The organism is Cyclobacterium sp. SYSU L10401 (genome assembly GCF_010993705.1).
Lineage (GTDB): Bacteria > Bacteroidota > Bacteroidia > Cytophagales > Cyclobacteriaceae > Cyclobacterium.
On the sequence record NZ_WOFO01000009.1, the window covers coordinates 22,245 to 40,712 of the forward strand.

The following is an 18,468-nucleotide window of genomic DNA, read 5'->3' on the forward strand; positions in this document are numbered from 1 at the left end:
AAGTCATATAATTATGTAACTTTAACAAAAATCCCCAGCTCCAAAATAAATCAATTACCAGAAAATTTTCAGGATAAAAATGCAAGTAGATTTTCCCATTGTTGCGATCGGAGCTTCAGCAGGAGGTTTAGAGCCCCTTGAGGTGTTTTTTGAACAGGCTAAACCAGATTCCGGCTTTGCCTATGTATTGATTCAGCACCTGGCACCCAATCACAAGAGCTTAATGGACGAACTACTTTCCCGGCATACGGAACTGCCCATTAAAATCATAGCCCACCTTATGCCTGTGGAAAAGGGGACCATCTACCTCAATCCCCCTAAAAAGTTTATCAGCCTGTTGGATGGGAAATTCTACCTGAGTGAAAAAGAGGACCGCAGGTTGAGTTTTCCCATCAGTAGTTTTTTTAGCTCTTTGGCCGATCATCAGCAGGAACAGTCCTGTGCCATTGTGCTATCAGGTACAGGCAGTGACGGGTCAGAGGGAGTCAAGCATGTCAAGGAAAAGGGGGGATTGGTTTTGGCCCAGGATCCCGGAACTTCCAAATTTGACGGCATGCCCAAAAATGCCATTAACACAGGAGCGGTGGATAAAGTCTGCCGGGTGGAGCACATGCAGCAGGAATTAGAGAAATATTTTCTCCACAAGGAAGCTTTGACCGGAAAGCAACTGGAATCGGACAATACCAGGACTACTATTTCAGCCATATTGACCAGTATCATGAATCAAATCCATGTGGATTTTACAGGATACAAATATACTACAGTGACCAGAAGAATTGGTCGGAGAATGAGTCTGTTGGGATATTCAGCCATGGTAGATTACCTTTCCTATCTGGAAAGTAACCCTGCAGAGGCGCATTTATTATCCAGGGAGCTATTGATCGGGGTAACCCGGTTTTTTAGAGATGAGGAGGCTTTTGAAGCATTAAAAAACAAGGTTATTCCCCAGCTGGTGGAAGCCAATCAGGATTCCAAAACCATTCGGGTTTGGGTTACAGCCTGCTCCACGGGGGAGGAAGCCTATTCGATTGCCATTCTGATCAAGGATTATTTACGCATACAGCGAATGCAATATGATGTCAGTATTTTTGCAACGGATTTGGACAAAGAGGCCATTAAACTCGCTGCCAACAGGGTTTTTCCAGAAAATATCAGTTCAGAAATCCCTCCGGAATACCTCAGTACCTATTTCATTCCCCACCGTTCAGGCTATACCATTGCCAAGGAAATCCGGGAAATGATCGTCTTTTCAGCACACAATCTCATTCAGGACCCTCCTTTCAATAAAATTGATCTGATCGCATGCAGGAATTTCCTGATTTACCTCAACGATACGGTTCAACAACAGCTGTTTTCCCTCTTCCAATATGCCCTGAAGAGTGAGGGTTTTTTGTTTTTGGGATCCAGTGAATCATTGGGCAAATCCACTGAGGATTTCATCGAATTTGATAAAAGGAACAAGATTTTTATCAACCGGGAGAATAAGAAATTTATCCAGCAAATCCGCTCTCCCAAAGCAAAGTTGGCCGCTGCCAATGAGTATATTCAACAGGCAAAAGAGCAGGGATCTGCTCCTCCGGCTCCGGGGAGAAATAAATTGGTGAGTGAGATCCAACATGCGCTCCTTCAGGCATATGTACCGGATTCCATTGTGACTGATGAATATTTTAACTTATTGCACACCACAGGAAATGCCAATCGTTGGTTGCGCCTGCCCTCAGGTGAAATCAGCTCCAACGTCATGAAGATGCTGCCCGAATCATTGGCAGTTCCTCTGGAAGTGGTGGCCAATAAAGTGATTCAATCCGGCAAGCCCATCACCCTGAACAATGTAGCCGTAAACAATGAGCTTTCAGCATACTTTAAGGATCAGAAATCATTAACCGTCACGGTTCATAAAACGGAACTTATAGAAAACTCGGTTCACCTTTTCATCACATTTGAACCGGAAAATACCAGGAAAGAACAAAGCGATACCGTGAAAATAGACATGGGTACCGCTTCCATGGAGAAAATCAATATCCTGGAGCGGGAACTCCGGATCAATAAGGAAACGCTGCAAACCACGATTGAGGAGCTGGAATCCAGCAATGAGGAACTGCAAGCTGCAAATGAAGAGCTTCAAAGCTCCAATGAAGAACTGGAATCCGTCAATGAAGAACTCTATACCGTTAATGCAGAATATCAGCAAAAAAACCTGGAACTTTCAGAGGCCAATAATGACCTCAACAACCTGATTCAAAGCACCGAGATTGCCCTGCTTTTCCTGGATGCTCAGTTAAATATTCGCAAATTCACCCCCGAGATCAAAAAAATCTTGAACCTGATTCCCCACGATGTTGGGCGGAACATCAGTCACTTTAGGGGTAAAATCCAGTTGGAAGACTTTTTAGATCGCATTGAAGAGGTATATACCAGTTTGGTCCCTTTTCAGGTTCAGGTGAAAGACATCAAGGAAAAAGAATATTTGTTGAAAATCTCACCGTTTAAAACACCAAAAAACAATATCCAGGGTGTAGTACTGGTATTTGTGGATATTTCCCAAAGCAGCACCATGCAAAAGGCCCTGGAAATCTCCGACCAAAGCCTGGCAGCATTAAAACAAAAACATGACAACCAAAATGAAATTTTCGAACTCGTCACCCATAACCTGAGAGACCTGGTTACTATTATTTCTTCTGTAGGGAAAGTGGAATATTGTTCACCATCAGGCTTTGATATTACCGGGTATAGCTTGGAGAAAATGTATGAGCTGAACTTTCTGCAACAGGTGATAGCACCCATCCATCAGGAACGCTGGCAAAAAGCCATTGCTGACCTGAGCAAGCAGCAGGATCCCGGCTTGATTCATTTCAAACTCAAAACGGCAAAGGGGAATTTCAGGTGGATGGAATCCAACCTGAAGCAACTGTATCATTCAAATTCTGAAGAACCCAGAATTCTGGTGACCACCCGGGATATCCATCAAAGGATGCTGGATGACATAGAAAAATACAAGCTGGCACTCATTGCCGAACAAACCAGCAATGCCGTACTGATCACCGATCCAGCTGGCAGGATTACATTTGCCAACCGGGCTTTTGAGAAAATGACAGGCTACGAAGCCTCAGAAACCATGGGGATGATCCCTGGCCGATTACTTCAGGGCGAAGAAAGCGACCCCGGCATTGTTAACATCATGTCGAATGCCATCAGAAAAACTCAGCCTTTCGATGTGGAGTTGATCAATTACTCCAAATTCGGAAATAAATATTTTGTCAGGATCCAGGCGGAGCCCATGTATGATTACGAAAAACAATTCATCGGTTTCTTTTCCATTCAGACAGATGTCACCCATCAAAAGGATCAATTTGAGGAAATCCATAAGCTCAATTTAAAAATTAAGGAACAAAACTTTAAGTTGGAAGAGGTCAATACCGCCCTGGAGGAATTTGCCTATGTGGCCTCTCACGACCTGAAGACTCCTGTGCGCAACATCCGGGGTCTTTTGGATGTCATCAGGAAAAAAGGAGAAAAATTAGACCTGAAAAAAAGAGACCATTACTTTGATATCATTGTCAAATCTGCCACAGAACTGAACCGGATGATTGACAACCTGTTGGAATATTCCAGAACCGGAAGATCTCAGGAAGAAATAGAAGTGATGAATCTTCCCCAACTGATGAAGGGAATTACCCGGCAGTTTGACAGAGATTTGGAGGAATTGGGTGGTAAAATACTTGTGGATTTACAGGTGGGAGAGATTCAAGTGTACCCCATTCTTTTTAAGCGATTGGTCACCAACCTGATCAGTAATGCCATCAAATACCGGGCTGACTCTCCTCCGGAAATAAAAATCTCCTGCCGGGAAAACCTGCCAGAGAAAGTCACTTTCGAGATCCGTGACAATGGCATGGGAATCCCGGAGGATCAATATGAAAATATTTTCAAAATTTTCACCTCCCTAATCCCCAATAATGACAGCAATGGAATTGGACTTTCTATTAGCCGTAAAATCGTAGAACTCCATGGAGGCAACATGTGGGTGGCTTCCAAAGTCGGTGAAGGAACGTCCTTCTTCTTTGAAATAAAATCCTGAGTAGATGGCTTGATGGAACAGAAAAGGTGCTTGAAGGGGAAAAATCAATGCCTGCTTTATCCATCGGGTTAGTGCCAATGGCAAATAAATGAAAGCTGAGCGATTAAATAGAGGAGCAGGCTGGCATTCCCAATCCACTGAACAACAAAACCTTGCGATTCCATGCTTTTCTGGCTATTTTGGCATTGATATTTGCAAATGAATCACCCATGAATAAATCAGGTATTATTATCGGATTGTCCTGTATGCTGCTGGCAGGGCTCATTTTCTTTGCCTTGTCCAGGGAAAAGCAGGTGGACTTCAGCACCCAGGTCAAACCTATTCTGAACCGGCACTGCATTTCCTGTCATGGAGGGGTGAAAAAAAATGCGGGATTCAGCCTGCTTTTTGAAGAAGAAGCCCTGGCTCCCACCGAATCCGGCCATCCTGCCATTATTCCCGGAGATGCGGGCAGCAGTGAATTTATCAGCCGGCTAAAACATAAGGATCCGGAACTGCGAATGCCCTATGACAAACCTCCCCTAAGCCAGGAGGAAATCAAATTACTTACAGACTGGGTAGATCAGGGAGCAGCCTGGGGCAAACACTGGGCTTATGAACCACCTCAAACTCCCGAGGTTCCAGAAAGCATCCTAAAAGCTGGATTTTCTTCCGAGTCAGCGGATAAATTTGTCCGGAATGAAATTGACCATTTTATAGCGGCTACTTTGAAGCAAAAGGAACTTTTGCCGGCAAGGGAAGCTGACCAAATGACACTTCTCAGAAGACTAAGCCTTGATTTGACTGGCCTACCTCCAAGTGAAGAACTGGTCGGAAGGTGGGAATCAGGCAGCATCAGCTACCAGGTATTGGTGGATGAACTTCTGAATGATCCAGGCTTTGGTGAAAAATGGGCTTCCTGGTGGCTGGACCTTGCCCGCTATGCGGATACCAAAGGATATGAACGGGATGTGGGCAGGGAAATCTGGGCTTACCGGGACTGGGTGATCAAGGCACTGAACCAGGACATGCCCTTTGACCAGTTTACCATCGAACAGCTGGCCGGCGACCTGCTACCCGAGCCCGATTTAGATCAGCTTACCGCCACAGCCTTCCACCGCAACACCATGAACAATGATGAAGGGGGTACAGAAGATGAGGAGTTCCGGGTAGCGGCAGTCATCGACCGCACCAATACCACCTTTGAAGTCTGGCAAAGCACCACCCTGGCCTGTGTGCAATGTCATAGCCACCCCTATGATCCCTTTAAATTTGAAGATTATTACAAGGCCATGGCATTTTTTAACAACAGCCGGGATGAAGACACCCATGGAGAGGAACCCAGGTTAAAGTTTTATCAGGGGGAAGATAGCCTGAAGCTGGCCAATATCAAATCCTGGATGGGACAACATGGAGCTAAAGACTTGCAGGAAAAAGTGGAAGATTTCCTGTTGTATCAGGAGCCAAAATACCATGCCCACCTGGCGGAAGATTTCCAGAATGGAGAATTGATCGATACCAAATGGCTGGGTTTGTGGGATGATGGATCCTGCTACCTCCGGGACATCTATACTGAGGGCTCACCCTATATTTACCTCAACTATTGGACAGGAAATGAAGGCAGCCTTTTGACCATCAGAAATGGGGGGCCGGAAGGAGAGATCCTGTCCCGCTTTACCTTGGAAAAAACCAATGGCAGGGTGATCCGGCGGTATCCTTTCAAAAAAATAAACGAAAAGGTGGATCTCTACCTGCACATGGAAAACAAAAACCTGGAAAAGCAGCAGACCAGCTCCGCCATCAACTGGTTTGCCTTTTTCCCTGCCCTGCCCGGAGGAAAGCAGGCAGGACATCAGGAAGCAGAGGAAAGCTTCATGACCTTGCTCAATACGAATACCCCTACCCTGCCGATCATGGTCGAAAATCCCGATTACATGAAAAGGCAAACCAGAATTTTTGAAAGGGGCAACTGGCTCATGAAGGGTGATGAAGTGACACCGGATGTACCGGAAATCCTCAATGCCTGGAATCCGGAATGGCCCAGGAACCGACTGGGACTTGCCTATTGGCTTACCAGTAAAGACAACCCATTGACCGCAAGGACCATGGTCAACAGGATCTGGGCCCAGCTATTTGGCAGGGGACTGGTAGCCAGTCTGGAAGACATGGGAACGCAATCTGACCCCCCCAGCCACAGGAAATTGCTGGACTGGCTGGCCATGAGATTCATGCAGGAACATGACTGGCAAATAAAACCCCTTATCCGGGATATGGTACTTTCCGGTACCTACCGCCAATCCTCCATTTCCTCCGCCGAATTGCATGAAAAAGATCCAGACAATAAATGGTATGCCAGAGGCCCGAGATTCAGGCTAAGCGCAGAGCAAATCCGGGATCAGGCCCTTGCGGTATCCGGTCTGCTGAGTGAAAAAATGTACGGCAAAAGTGTGATGCCTCCACAACCGGATAATGTATGGCAAACCGTTTACAACGGGGAATCCTGGAAAACCAGCGAAGGAGAGGACCGCTACCGGAGATCGGTATACACCTACTTGAAAAGAACCAGTCCCTATCCATCCTTTATTACCTTCGATGCCGTCAGCAGGGAAGTCTGCACCATCGACCGTACCCTGACCAATACCCCATTGCAGGCTTTGGTAACCATGAACGATCCGGTATATCAGGAAGCTGCTTTTCACCTGGCCCTTCAAATGAAAAAAATACCGGAAGATAAACCCATTGCCTGGGCATATAAAAAGCTGCTGCTCCAACCCATCAGCCCAACCAAACAACAACAACTGGAGCAGCTGTACCAATATGCCCTGGATGACTTTATCCGCGAGCCTGAAGCCATGGCCGATTGGTTGCAATTTGCGGATGAGGAAAACCAAACACCTGAGCTCGCTGCCCTAGCGGTAGTGGCCAATGCGCTGATGAATCTGGACGAATATTTAAACAAATCCTGATATGGATGAGCTGAAAAAACTAATGGCCGAACGGCTGAGAAGTGAATTACAAGCCAATACCCGGCGGCATTTCATCAAAAGCTGCGTGAGCGGAATGGGAGGCCTGGCCCTGGGTTCCCTCTTTTTGGGTTGCGATGGACCAAAGAAAACGAGTGGTGGCATACAACTTTCTGAAAGGGATTTGAATCCCCTGGCTCCCATGGCTCCTCCCCTTTCGCCAAAAATACAGTCCGTCATCTACCTGCACATGGCCGGAGCACCCTCCCAGCTGGAAATGTTTGATTATAAGCCGGAGCTCCTGAAACTCCACAATCAGGAATGTCCGGAATCTTTACTGGAAGGCCGGAAATTTGCCTTCATCAGGGGTAGACCCAAACTGCTGGGGCCCCAGGCAAAATTTGAACAATCCGGAGATTCGGGCAATTGGGTATCCGATTACATGCCTCATTTCAAACAAGTAGTGGATGAGGTCGCCTTTCTGAAAGCCGTCCATACGGACCAGTTTAATCATGGTCCTGCCCAGCTCTTTATGCAAACCGGAAGTCCAAGGTTAGGCAGGCCCAGTATTGGCTCCTGGGTAACGTACGGGTTGGGGTCTGAAAACCAAAACCTGCCTGGTTTTGTGGTGCTGACTTCCGGTGGCAAAACTCCTGATGCCGGAAAAAGTGTATGGGGAAGCGGTTTCCTGCCCTCCGTATACCAGGGCGTACAATGCCGCTCCAAAGGAGATCCGGTATTGTACATTGAAGATCCAAAAGGCATGTCCAGAAATGTGAAAAGGAAAATGCTGGACGCCATCAATCATATCAACGAAGAAGAATTTCAGACCTATGCAGATCCGGAAATACTGGCCAGAATCAATCAGTATGAAATGGCCTACCGCATGCAGATAGAAGTCCCACAGGTAATGGATATCAATGAGGAGCCGGATTACATCCAGCAAATGTACGGCACCGAACCAGGGGAAGAATCCTTTGCAAACAACTGCTTACTGGCCCGGAAAATGGTAGAAAAGGGGGTACGTTTTGTCCAACTTTACGACTGGGGTTGGGATGCGCACGGAACCGGTGAGAGCACTGCCATTGACCTGGGCATGAAAGACAAATGCCGGGAAATTGACCGTCCCATTACAGCCCTGCTAACCGATCTCAAACAAAGAGGCCTGCTGGATCAAACCCTGGTGGTCTGGGGTGGGGAATTTGGCAGAACCCCCATGCAGGAAAACAGGGAAGGAAAAACCCAACGTTTCCTGGGCAGGGACCATCATGTGGACGCCTTTACCATGTGGATGGCCGGAGGTGGCATCAAAAAAGGTGCCTCCCATGGTCAAACGGATGATATCGGCTTTTCAGGGGTGGAAGACAAAGTGTCTGTCCATGATGTACACGCCACCATCCTGCATCTCCTGGGATTTGACCACGAAAAGTTTACCTTTGATTTTCAGGGACGCCCCTTTCGACTCACAGATGTAGAAGGGGAAATTATCCGGGAAATTCTGGCTTAATAAAAAATCTCCCATAAACAAACCTATTTCACAACGCTACCAGCTACCCCATGAAGAGAAGAAAATTTATCCAAAACAGCAGTTTGCTTTCTATGGCCCTGGCTACAGGCCCAGCCTGGTCCATCAGTCCTGAAATGCCCGGAAAGAGAAAATTCAGACTAAGCCTGAATCCCTATGCCATTGGGGTAGACATCAATCAGGAAGAAATGATCGATAAAGCCCTGGAGTTTAATTTCGAAGCCATATTGCCGGTACCCGGACAACTGATGGAGATGTCTTCCGGAAAATTAAATGAATTTCTGGAAAAAAAGGAAGCGCATGAACTGACCTGGGATGCTGCCGGCCTGCCCGTTGATTTCAGGAAAGACAAAGCCACTTTTGAGCAGGGGCTGAAAGCACTGCCCAAAGCTGCCGCTACCCTTAGCAACTGTGGGGTGAGCAGGGTCAGTACCTGGATCATGCCTACGCACGATGAATTATCGTACCTGGAAAATTTCAGGCAACATAGCGAAAGGCTGGGTAAGGTGGCAGCAATACTTGAAGCAGAAGGTTTAAAACTCGGGTTTGAATATGTGGGCACCAAAAACCTAAAAATTCGTTCCCGATACCCGTTTGTAGGTACCATGAAAGAGATGCTGGAACTCATTGCCGATATAGGCCGACCCAATGTGGGGATTCAACTCGACAGTTTCCATTGGTATACCTCCAACGAAACCACGGCCGATCTGGAAAAATTGACGAATGACCAGATCATTACCTGCGATCTCAATGATGCTACTGCCGGAAGGAGCCTGGCCGAACAAATCGACGGAGAAAGGCAACTTCCAGGGGACAGTGGACTCATCGACCTGAAGGGATTTATGCAGGCCCTTGTAAATATTGGCTATGATGGTCCTGTCCGGGCAGAACCATTTAATGCAAAATTAAACGCCATGGAAAATGACCAGGCCTTGGCCGCCACCTCAAAAGCCATGTGGCGGACCATCAACCTCGTTTAAAACAAGGAAAACTTCAACTTATTGGTCAAAATTTCCAGGGCCTTGATGGCCTTTACGGAATTCCCTTTTTCATTCAGTTCAGGAGACCATACCGCGATGCTGAACTTACCGGGCATGAGGGCTACCACTCCCCCACCTACACCACTCTTGCCAGGTAAACCTACCCTAAAGGCGAATTCCCCGGATTCATCATAAAACCCACAGGTGAGCATCAGGGCATTGATCCGCCTCGTATGGCTCTCGCTCAGCACCTCCCTGTTGGCAAAAATGGAATAACCATCATTGGCCAGGAAAGAAATGGACTTGGCCAACTCCTCGCAGCACATTTCTATGGAACAATGGGAAACATAGGTTTTCACTACCTCCTGAATATCATTGTCAAAATTTTTGTATGCTTTTAGGAAATAAGCCATAGCTGTGTTCCTTTCGGCATGCCTGAGCTCTGATTGCATCACCTCCTCATTGATCCGTACACAATGCTGCCCTGCCAATTCATCAATATATTCGCGGATACATCGTATAGGGTCTTCAAACTTGCTGGTCAGTGCATCGGTGATGACCAAAGCACCGGCATTCAAAAAAGGATTTCGGGGTATGCCCTGTTCGTATTCCAGCTGAGCGATCGAATTGAAAGGATTACCGCTGGGTTCCACATTTACCCTGGACCAGAGTTTACTGCGAAAAACATGAAACACCATGGTAAGGGTAAATACCTTGGAGACACTTTGAATGGAAAAAGGCTCCTGATAATCTCCCACTCCATATACATTTCCCTTCAGGTCCACCAAAGCCATTCCGAAACGATTGCCCGGTACTTTCGCCAATTCAGGAATATAATCCGCCACCTTGCCGGAAAGGCCCAGTGCGTTTACCTCATCGTATACTTCTGAAATCAATTCCTGATAATCCATAGCTTACTGATTAAAATTTAATGCCTGCCTTACTCAAAACCAAAAATAGCTGATTAATTGTCCTGCTCCTTGGCATTCCTGCATCATTTTAAAAAAAACACAAGCAAAAAAAAGCAGTCAACCGGAATTTCGGCCAACTGCTTTCTATTTTAACCCACCAAGCCAAATTACTCCACTGCTATGGGATCTACATTTTTAAAGTAAACCTGCTTGTCTGCATCCAGGTCTACCAAAACAGCACTGTCGCTTTTGATATACCCACTCAGGATCTGCTTGGACAATTCATTCAATACCAGGCGTTGCATGGTTCTTTTCAAGGGTCTGGCCCCAAACTGAGGGTCAAAGCCTATCTCACCCAAATGATCCAATACCTCCCGGGTAGCATCAATTTCGATATTCGATTCTGCCAAACGCTGCTGGATCTCTTTCCACTGAATATCCACAATTTTTCGCAGGATATCCTTGTTTAAAGGCTCAAACATGATGGTCTCGTCAATACGGTTCAGAAATTCCGGACGAACGGACTTTTTCAGGAGTGCAAAAACCTCTTCTTTGGTACTTTCCATTACCTGTTCCTTGTTCCATTCATCCATGGTATCAAACCTTTCCTGTATCAAGGTAGAGCCAATATTGGTCGTCATGATAATGATGGTATTTTTGAAATTGGCTATCCTACCCTTATTGTCTGTCAAACGGCCATCATCCAACACCTGCAGCAGGATGTTGAAAACGTCCGGATGTGCCTTTTCGATTTCATCCAGTAAAACCACGGAATAGGGCTTTCTGCGTACCGCTTCGGTCAATTGGCCGCCTTCATCATATCCCACATAACCGGGAGGCGCACCTACCAGGCGGCTGACAGCATGACGCTCCTGATATTCAGACATGTCTATCCTCACCATGGCATTTTCATCACTGAAGAGGTATTCTGCCAGGGCCTTGGCCAATTCCGTCTTTCCCACCCCTGTGGTTCCCAGAAATATAAATGAACCGATGGGTCGTTTGGGGTCTTGCAATCCGGCCCTGCTTCTTCGCACGGCATCAGATATGGCGGCTATAGCCTCTCGCTGACCTGCTACCCTTTTACCCAATTCATCCTCCAGATAAAGTAGTTTTTCCCGCTCACTCTGGATCATTTTGGCAAGCGGTATACCGGTCCATTTGCTGACCACCGCTGCTATATCCTCGTTGTCCACTTCTTCCTTCAGCAAGGGAGATCCTTCCTGCATTTCCTTCAACTGCTCCTGAAAAGACTGCAATTTTTTCTCACTTTCCACAATCTTCCCATAGCGTATCTCAGCGACTTTTCCGAAATCTCCAGACCTTTCGGCTTGTTCGGCTTCAAGCTTGAATTTATCTATGTTTTCCTTTTCACGCTGAATGCCCTGTATGACCGCTTTTTCACTCTCCCATTTGGCTTTGATTCCCTGTCTTTTTTCGGTAAGCTCAGCCAATTCCTTACTGAGAACAGTTTCCTTGTCTATATTCTTCTCCCGTCGGATCGCCTCACGTTCAATTTCTAACTGCATGATCCGCCTGTTAAGCTCATCCAGTTCTTGTGGTAATGAATCTATTTCCATTCTAAGCTTGGCGGCTGCTTCATCCATCAGGTCAATGGCTTTGTCCGGCAGGTACCGGTCTGAAATATACCTTTGGGACAACTCTACCGCAGCTATGACGGCATCATCCTTGACACGCACCCCATGGTGCAATTCATATTTGTCCTTGATACCGCGCAAAATAGATATGGCATCTGCTGCATCTGGTTCATCTACAATCACCTGCTGGAATCTCCGCTCCAGTGCTTTGTCTTTTTCTATATACTTCTGGTATTCCTTAAGTGTAGTAGCTCCAATGGCATGCAACTCTCCCCTTGCCAGGGCAGGTTTCAGCAGGTTGGCCGCATCCATGGCCCCTTCTCCCCCTCCGCCTGCACCGATCAGGGTATGGATCTCATCTATAAAGAGGATTATCTCTCCCTCTGAATCGGTTACTTCCTTGATAACTGCTTTCAGCCGTTCCTCAAATTCCCCCTTATACTTGGCACCCGCCACCAGGAGGCCCATGTCCAAGGAAATCAAAATTTTACTTTTGAGGTTTTCTGGTACATCTCCACTGACTATTCTTTGGGCCAGGCCCTCCACTATGGCTGTTTTACCCACCCCTGGCTCTCCCAGTAAAATGGGATTGTTTTTGGTCCTCCTGGCCAGGATTTGCAAAACCCGCCTGATCTCTTCATCCCTGCCGATTACAGGATCAATTTTACCCTTCTTGGCGAGTTCATTCAGGTTTTTGGAATACCTTTCCAAGGACCTGTATTTTGATTCTGCGTTCTGATCTGTCACTTTATTTCCTTTTCTTAGTTCCTTTATCGCTTCTATTAATTTCTTTTCATTAAGGCCCTGGTCTTTCAAAAGCTGTGCAGCCTTATCGGAACCGGCCAAAATTCCCAATACCAGGTGTTCCACTGCAACAAATTCATCACCAAAATTCTTCAGGTAATCCTTCGCCTTTTGCAATACCTGGTTGGTGGCATTGGAAAGATAGGGCTGCTGCCCGCTCACCTTGGGCAATTGTTGGATGATCTCATCCAATTTCTGGGTAAGCAATTGGCTATTGACACCCAATTTTTTAAACAAAAATTCGGTGACATTGCTATCTTCCTGAATAATGCCTTTGAGTAAATGGGCTGGTTCTATCAGCTGTTGCTGCCCTGCTGTACACAGCTCCAGGGCCTTCTGTATGGCCTCCTGAGATTTGATGGTAAATTGTTTGAAATCCATGATGTTATGGGTTAAGTGCTGTTTGGTGACAATCTCTTTGGTTCATTTTATCAAATATGCAACCAAACCCATTTTAGCTCCAAAAACCTGTAATTATGTCCGTTTTCGAACAGTTATAAAGGATTTTTCAGACTTTTTGGCAGGAAAATACAGGCTGATCGGCCCGATAGAAAATCAAAAGAGAATACCGGCATAATGGTCCGATTTATTTAACTTTAGGATCAAATTACCTTCTATGAAAAAATGGACCTTGGCTTTTTTGGTAGCTTCCCTGTTTTTTGCCTGTCAGGATAAACCAGAAAAAAAACCAAATTTTGTATTTATCCTGGTAGATGACCTGGGCTGGGCGGATATACAGGCCAACTATGCGGATACCTTTTACGAAACGCCCCACCTGGACGATATGGCGGCCATGGGGATGCGTTTCACACAAGCATATGCTGCCCATCCGGTATGCAGCCCTACTAGGGCCGCCCTGATGACGGGAAAGCACCCCAACCGGGTCAATATCACCGATTGGATTCCGGGCTTCAGCCGGGACAGAAACAATTGGCTATTGGAAACTCCCGCCATTAATCATGAACTGGCATTGGGAGAAACTACCCTGGCCGAAAAATTCAAGGAAGGAGGATACCAGACTTTCTTTATTGGAAAGTGGCATTTGGGAGAAGAAGACCAATACTGGCCGGAACATCAGGGTTTCGATATCAATATTGGTGGATGGAGTGTAGGGGCTCCCCAGCTGAAAAAAGGGGAGGCCAATGGCTATTATGCTCCCTATGGCAATCCCAGGCTCGAAGACGGTCCTGAAGGGGAATACCTGACCAACAGGTTGACTGCCGAGAGTATTCAGTTGATTCGGGAAAACCAGGACAATCCCTTTTTGTTGTATCTTTCCTTTTATACGGTGCATACCCCCATTCAGGCCGCGCCCGAGCGACACGATTATTTTCTGGAGAAAAAAGAAACGCTTCAACCTCCAGCCGATCAGGCTACATACAGGTCAGAAGGCGTTGGGAAAACCAAATTGATCCAGGACAATGCAGCTTATGCCTCTATGGTTTCAGCCATGGATGATAATGTCGGTAAAATCCTGCAGGCCTTGAAGGATACTGGACTGGAGGATAATACATGGGTCATTTTGACCAGTGATAATGGCGGGCTTTCCACCCTATTTACAGAAGGGGCGCCAACGGCCAACGGACCCCTTAGGGCGGGAAAGGGCTGGTGCTATGAAGGTGGTATCCGGGTGCCATTAATCATCAAGGGGCCTGGAATTAAGCAAGGCGGGACTGTTTCCCATACTCCGGTGATCAGCATGGACATGTTTCCCACCCTACTCAGCCTGGCTGGTATCCCCCATGAAAACAACGATGGAAAGAACCTGACACCCTTGCTGGAGGGGGAAGCCCAATTGGACCGGGAAAGTTTAATCTGGCATTATCCACAGTACCACGGCAGTGCCTGGAAGCCGGGTTCGGCCATCAGAGAGGGTAAATGGAAACTGATCCATTTCTACGAAAATCAGGTCAGCGAACTTTTTGACCTGGAAAAGGATCCGGGAGAAAATGAAAACCTGAGTAAGGTATTCCCGGAAAAAGCGGAGGAATTGCAGCATAGATTGATGCAGCAACTGGAAGCCACAGGAGCCAGGTTTCCTCGGCACAAACAGTGATTTAGCAACTGAGAAAATAGATTTTTGAACCATTTGATAGCTGGTTATTGTTTTCACTGGCCCGGAAAAAATGAAAGTCATGCAACAGGATAAAAAACAAGACATCAGAAAACTGGATTTGGCGCAATTGGAGGATTACTTTGTTTCCATAGGAGAAAAGAAATTCAGGGCCAGGCAGGTGTATGAATGGTTATGGAACAAGTCAGTCAAAAATTTTGATGACATGAGTAATATTTCCAAACCCACCCGGGAGCATTTAAAGGAGCATTTCACCATCAACCACATTCAGGTAGACCAATTTCAGCGAAGCACAGATGGCACCATCAAAAATGCAGTCAAACTCTTTGACAACAACATTGTAGAATCTGTACTTATCCCTACTTCCAAGCGGATAACCGCCTGTGTATCCTCACAGGTGGGTTGCAGTCTGGATTGTAATTTCTGTGCAACCGCCAGGCTGAAAAGAATGCGTAACCTGCATCCGGATGAAATTTATGACCAGGTAGTGGCCATACAGCAGGAGGCCAGCATCTACTATGACCGCCCTTTGACCAATATAGTATTCATGGGAATGGGTGAGCCACTACTTAACTACCAAAACGTGCTGGCCGCCATTGAAAAAATCTGTTCCCCGGAGGGGCTGGGTATTTCGCCAAAACGCATTACCTTATCTACTGTAGGTATAGCCAAAATGATCCGCAAACTGGCTGATGAGGAGGTCAAATTCAATTTAGCCCTTTCCCTGCACTCCGCTATCAACGAAACCAGAAGCCGGCTAATGCCCATCAATGAAACCAATACGGTGGAAGAACTGGCCGATGCGCTCAAATATTGGTATGCCAAAACAAAAAGAAGGGTCACTTATGAATACGTGATTTGGGACGGTATCAACGATGATGAAGCCCATGCCCGGGCACTGGTAAAATTCTGCAAACACATTCCCTCAAAAGTCAATATTATCCAATACAATCCCATAGACGATGGGGAGTTCAGGCAAGCGTCGGCGGATAAAGTAGCTTTATATATCCAAATTTTAAGTGCAGCTGGAATTGTAGCCAAAGTTAGAAAATCCCGTGGCCAGGACATCGATGCAGCCTGCGGACAGCTGGCCAATAAAAATGAGTTGTAATAAATTACGCAAGTTTTATCGGATATGAACACCTTTTTTATAAATTTGAAATACACTTTCAATAATTAAGATGGAACTCCAAACCCTCATTGACAAATCACTTTCCGTATTTAATGAGCATGGGTACCATCATATGGACATGGACTTGCTGATGGACAGCCTGCAGATCAGGCCTTCTGACTTTAAAAGGGAGTTTACTGATTTTGAGGACCTGATCGTAAAAATTTTCTACAGTTTGTGTTCTGAATCGGATGCTGCCACGGCTGAAATTGACAAAAACAGCACCTCCCTGGAGCTACTGTATGCCAGCACCATTACTTCCTATCGCATACAGGTCAAATACCGCTTTTTTTTCATGGACCTTGGTTCTATCATCAACAATCATGAACCTGTCAAGGACCGTTATTTTGAGCTGATTTCCCTGAGAAAGGCCCAATTGATACATCTCTTTAGTTTGCTTCGCCAGGAAGAAATTTTTGTCAATGAAAACTTTGCCGGAAGCTATGAGAACCTGGCCAATCAAATGACCATGTTATCCGACTACTGGCCCACCCATAACCAGATCATTTTCGGCAACGAAATTTTTCATTACCAGTATTACAGCAAATTGGTATTTTCAATGGTCTTGCCATTTCTAACAGAAAATGGCCTGAAATCCTACAAAAAGATATTGGGGTACGACAAATCAGGGGTTTGATTTCAACTTATACATCCTTATTGCTAAAATCAAAAAGTTTTCGTTTTTCTTCCTTACTCAGGTTATCGTATCCTTTTTCGGCAATCTTATCCAGGATTCGGTCGATTTCTTCCTGTGTGCTACTACTTCCACCTGAAGTTGTATTGCTCCTGCTTTTGGATGAAGTACCTTTACCGGAATCCGCCCCCCTTCTATAGGTCACTTTGACTTTTGGCTTTGAAGTAAACAATTTTTCAAAAAACTGGCCTACAGCCTGAATGGGTTTACCCATGTCTACACCCTTATTGAGCTGAAGGATATAAAAATATCCCAGTGCGGCACCACCTAAATGGGCCAGTTCTCCACCGGCATTCGAGCCTGCTGAATTGGCAAATGCAATAAGCACATAAAATATGGCAATGTATTTTATTTTGACCGGACCGAGAAGCAGGAGGTGAAATTGAGTATCTGGCCTGAGGGTAGCGGCTGCAACAACGATCGCATAAACCCCGGCACTGGCTCCCAGCATCAAAGCCCCATCTACCCGGTCACTGAAATATGGAGCAATGTTATACAGCACCATATACAGCAACCCACCGGCAATTCCTCCCAGGAAATAAAGGTTGACCAACTTACGGCTACCCAAATACTCCTGAACCAAAATCCCAAACCAATATAAAAAAAGCAGGTTAAAGATGATATGCAGAAAACCTTCATGCAAAAACATGTAACTGATCAATGTCCAGGGCTGCATCAAAAACCTGGAAATAGATGCAGGCATCATAAAAAACGAAACGATGGACCGATAGGCTTCTTCCGCACCTCCTATGGTCAGAAATACCCTCAACACCATCAGTACCAAAAACGCCAATAAATTAATCGCTATAATCTTATACAGACCATTATCTTTATGGTCAAAGGCATGCCTGATATGATACCAAAATCCTCCGTACATTTTTCCTTAATAAAAATTTCTTCTGTCTTTTTTCCAATATACGACCAACACCGCACCGATCATCAGCCCGGACAAGTGCGCAAAATGAGCTACATTATCTGTGGGATTAGATACAAATATATTATAAACTGTGTATAGTCCATAGAACAATACAAGGTATTTTGCCTTTACCGGCATTGGGGGAAAGAGCAAAAACAGCTGGGTGTTCGGAAACAGCATGCCAAAAGCAATTAGAATCCCGAAAAGTGCCCCTGAAGCACCTACCATGGGAATGTTTGCCTGACTTTCCCTGATATCTAGCATGGCTCTTTTAGCCTGCTCCTGAATTTCAAAGTCATCCGGATTTCTGCTGTAATTATCTATAAAATCATATATAGCAGGGTTAAACATGTGTCGGTTATTTGAAACAAAACGGTTGAATGCCTCAGGGTCCGGATCTGCAGTAAAGGCCTCTATGCTATTGTTCAGCTTCCCCATCTTGTAAGCATTGTAGCCGGAATACATGACCCCAGAACCAATGCCACACACCATCCAAAGGATCAGTATTTTCTTTGGTCCAAGAAATTGTTCCAAAAGTGGGCCAAATATAAATAGCCCAAACATATTGCTAAACAGATGCCAGAAGTCTGCATGCATAAACATGTAGGTCACGAACTGAAAAGGCATGAAAAATCTACTCTCTACATAATAGAGTGCGAAAAGATTTTTAAGCTGTGGCAGAAAAAAGGAGGCGATTACATGCATCCCCACGGTGATTAGCAGTAGGTTCTTCACAATGGGGGTAAGGGCTCTGAACATAGGTTTTTGTTTAGTA

General features: G+C 45.8%; 11 protein-coding genes. 7 read left to right on the plus strand and 4 right to left on the minus strand.

Going from position 1 to position 18,468, the window contains the following annotated elements; genetic code table 11:
• Positions 1-79 precede the first annotated feature (79 nt).
• The 4 genes from GL182_RS18485 to GL182_RS18500 all read left to right on the plus strand — a co-directional run bounded on the left by GL182_RS18485 (position 80) and on the right by GL182_RS18500 (position 9,525).
• Entirely contained in the window at positions 80-4,078 is a 3,999-nt protein-coding gene (locus GL182_RS18485) for a CheR family methyltransferase (RefSeq protein WP_163381277.1), read from the plus strand.
• A gap of 209 nt (positions 4,079-4,287) precedes the next feature.
• Positions 4,288-7,023 carry a PSD1 and planctomycete cytochrome C domain-containing protein gene (locus GL182_RS18490; RefSeq protein ID WP_163381278.1) on the plus strand — a complete coding sequence of 912 codons (2,736 nt, stop codon included), beginning with the start codon at positions 4,288-4,290 and terminating at the stop codon, positions 7,021-7,023.
• 1 nt (position 7,024) lies between these two features.
• Positions 7,025-8,527: a DUF1501 domain-containing protein gene (locus GL182_RS18495; protein ID WP_163381279.1), complete on the plus strand. Its 1,503-nt coding sequence runs from the start codon at positions 7,025-7,027 to the stop codon at positions 8,525-8,527.
• Positions 8,528-8,577: 50 nt separating this feature from the next.
• A complete protein-coding gene (locus GL182_RS18500) occupies positions 8,578-9,525 on the plus strand; it encodes a sugar phosphate isomerase/epimerase family protein (protein ID WP_240469885.1) in 948 nt (315 codons plus the stop codon).
• Here GL182_RS18500 and GL182_RS18505 read toward each other — a convergent pair.
• Both GL182_RS18505 and clpB read right to left on the minus strand, forming a co-directional pair.
• Positions 9,522-10,436: a glutaminase gene (locus GL182_RS18505; protein WP_163381280.1), complete on the minus strand. Its 915-nt coding sequence runs from the start codon at positions 10,434-10,436 to the stop codon at positions 9,522-9,524. The genes GL182_RS18500 and GL182_RS18505 overlap by 4 nt on opposite strands.
• Positions 10,437-10,603: 167 nt before the next feature.
• Complete coding sequence (gene clpB, locus GL182_RS18510; protein ID WP_163381281.1) at positions 10,604-13,219, minus strand: ATP-dependent chaperone ClpB; 2,616 nt, start codon at positions 13,217-13,219, stop codon at positions 10,604-10,606.
• A gap of 235 nt (positions 13,220-13,454) precedes the next feature.
• On the opposite strand from clpB, the gene GL182_RS18515 reads away from it, so the two are divergent.
• The 3 genes from GL182_RS18515 (at position 13,455) to GL182_RS18525 (ending at position 16,720) form a co-directional block, all read left to right on the plus strand.
• The gene (locus GL182_RS18515) at positions 13,455-14,894 is read left to right on the plus strand and encodes a sulfatase (RefSeq protein ID WP_163381282.1); all 1,440 of its coding nucleotides are present in this window, start codon (positions 13,455-13,457) and stop codon (positions 14,892-14,894) included.
• A gap of 79 nt (positions 14,895-14,973) precedes the next feature.
• Entirely contained in the window at positions 14,974-16,023 is a 1,050-nt protein-coding gene (rlmN, locus tag GL182_RS18520; protein ID WP_163381283.1) for a 23S rRNA (adenine(2503)-C(2))-methyltransferase RlmN, read from the plus strand.
• Positions 16,024-16,093: 70 nt separating this feature from the next.
• Positions 16,094-16,720 carry a TetR/AcrR family transcriptional regulator gene (locus GL182_RS18525; RefSeq protein WP_163381284.1) on the plus strand — a complete coding sequence of 209 codons (627 nt, stop codon included), beginning with the start codon at positions 16,094-16,096 and terminating at the stop codon, positions 16,718-16,720.
• Between the two features lie 7 nt (positions 16,721-16,727).
• Here the strand turns inward: GL182_RS18525 and GL182_RS18530 are convergent, their stop codons facing one another.
• A complete protein-coding gene (locus GL182_RS18530) occupies positions 16,728-17,654 on the minus strand; it encodes a rhomboid family protein (protein ID WP_163381285.1) in 927 nt (308 codons plus the stop codon).
• A gap of 6 nt (positions 17,655-17,660) precedes the next feature.
• Positions 17,661-18,452, minus strand: coding sequence for a rhomboid family intramembrane serine protease (locus tag GL182_RS18535; protein WP_163381286.1), 792 nt, complete (start codon positions 18,450-18,452; stop codon positions 17,661-17,663).
• Between the last annotated feature and the right edge of the window lie 16 nt (positions 18,453-18,468).

Coding starts and splice junctions, on each gene's coding strand:
- GL182_RS18515 (WP_163381282.1), top strand. CDS start 13,455: ATGAAAAAATGGACCTTGGCTTTTTTGGTAGCTTCCCTGTTTTTTGCC.
- GL182_RS18495 (WP_163381279.1), top strand. CDS start 7,025: ATGGATGAGCTGAAAAAACTAATGGCCGAACGGCTGAGAAGTGAATTA.
- GL182_RS18525 (WP_163381284.1), top strand. CDS start 16,094: ATGGAACTCCAAACCCTCATTGACAAATCACTTTCCGTATTTAATGAG.
- GL182_RS18535 (WP_163381286.1), bottom strand. CDS start 18,452: ATGTTCAGAGCCCTTACCCCCATTGTGAAGAACCTACTGCTAATCACC.
- GL182_RS18500 (WP_240469885.1), top strand. CDS start 8,578: ATGAAGAGAAGAAAATTTATCCAAAACAGCAGTTTGCTTTCTATGGCC.
- GL182_RS18490 (WP_163381278.1), top strand. CDS start 4,288: ATGAATAAATCAGGTATTATTATCGGATTGTCCTGTATGCTGCTGGCA.
- GL182_RS18530 (WP_163381285.1), bottom strand. CDS start 17,654: ATGTACGGAGGATTTTGGTATCATATCAGGCATGCCTTTGACCATAAA.
- clpB (WP_163381281.1), bottom strand. CDS start 13,219: ATGGATTTCAAACAATTTACCATCAAATCTCAGGAGGCCATACAGAAG.
- rlmN (WP_163381283.1), top strand. CDS start 14,974: ATGCAACAGGATAAAAAACAAGACATCAGAAAACTGGATTTGGCGCAA.
- GL182_RS18505 (WP_163381280.1), bottom strand. CDS start 10,436: ATGGATTATCAGGAATTGATTTCAGAAGTATACGATGAGGTAAACGCA.
- GL182_RS18485 (WP_163381277.1), top strand. CDS start 80: ATGCAAGTAGATTTTCCCATTGTTGCGATCGGAGCTTCAGCAGGAGGT.